This is a genomic window from Streptosporangium sp. NPDC049248, assembly GCF_040678965.1.
In the GTDB taxonomy this organism is placed as follows: domain Bacteria; phylum Actinomycetota; class Actinomycetes; order Streptosporangiales; family Streptosporangiaceae; genus Streptosporangium; species Streptosporangium fukuiense.
Window position 1 is genome coordinate 1 of sequence record NZ_JBFAQY010000096.1, and the last position, 1,093, is coordinate 1,093.

A 1,093-nucleotide genomic window follows, 5' to 3' on the forward strand; every position below is an offset into this window, starting at 1 on the left:
GAAGCGCAGACAACGCCACGAGCAGGCACAGACGACGATCAAGGTGTCAAGCATCAAGCGAGGCCAGAGTGTCAACCATCAAGCGAGACAGGACATAGAGCACGGCCAACAGTTGCCGAATTAATCTCGTAGGTATCAAAGCGGCGGCGCGGCGCGCCGCCGTGCGGTCCGCGCTTGCGGGCCCGCGCCGCGCATGTGGCCTGGGGGCCGGTCACGGCGCGAGCGCCGCGCGGGGCATCGCCGTAGCGGCCCCGCGCGGCACCCAACGCCGCGCCGACCACTGGCACACCGCCGCCTACCTGGAGACGTCGAACTCGTTTGCAGCCTGCTCGACAGTCTCGCGAAGCTTCAGCCGCTGATCCAATCCCTGCCGCTGAAAACGCTCCATGAGATCGGCAGGAGTCGCCGCAATGACCAGTTTCCCTCTAGCCGTCATGACCCGCTTCGCCGCACCAATGACGGCCCCTACTCCATCGTCATCCCAGGTGGTAACTCCTCCCAGGTCGAGAACCAGGCGCGGAGGGCCGTCCACGCTCAGACTCACTATCTCGCCTTGGAGGAGAGCCGCTGGAGTAGTGTCCTGAGTGAACTTACCCCTCACCTGCAGAACTGTGTACTCATCGTGGTGCACCGATTGAACCTCAAGCGTAGTTCCAGGCCCCTTACCCGGCATGGCACATCCGCCTTCCTGTCCCTGTCCGCTGCTGCTCCATTCTGCCTCCGGCGGGGCACTTCGGCTCCGGGATGATCGGAATTGCAAGTCCCGAGACCGTAGGTGGTTGAGGTGGAAGCCGGATCTTCCGTCTGCCACGTCCTAGGCGAGCCCAACATCTCGACTCCTCCGGATCAAGGCCATCTGTGACCGTTGGCATCCCATGACCGAGGAACGTCTGCCGGTTGACGTACACGCGAAGACGGCCTTGGCCCTCCGTCCCCGAGCTATTGCCCCCCGGGGTGGGACGAGGCAGACGGGAAGATCCGGCGGGGCGGAGGCGTGCGTACTGACGAAGAAAGTTGGGCGTCACGGGTTGCTCGGGGGTGCTTGTCCGCACTGTTTGCCCAGGTGACAGCCTGGAGGTATGAGGTACTCAGA

At 64.0% G+C, this 1,093-nt stretch carries 1 protein-coding gene; it reads right to left on the minus strand.

Features of this window, described 5'->3' with window-relative positions; translation table 11 throughout:
• Nucleotides 1-295: 295 nt before the first annotated feature.
• Nucleotides 296-631 (minus strand): STAS domain-containing protein, encoded by a 336-nt coding sequence (locus tag AB0K21_RS44715; RefSeq protein ID WP_343970812.1) that lies wholly within the window; start codon nucleotides 629-631, stop codon nucleotides 296-298.
• Nucleotides 632-1,093: the final 462 nt, after the last annotated feature.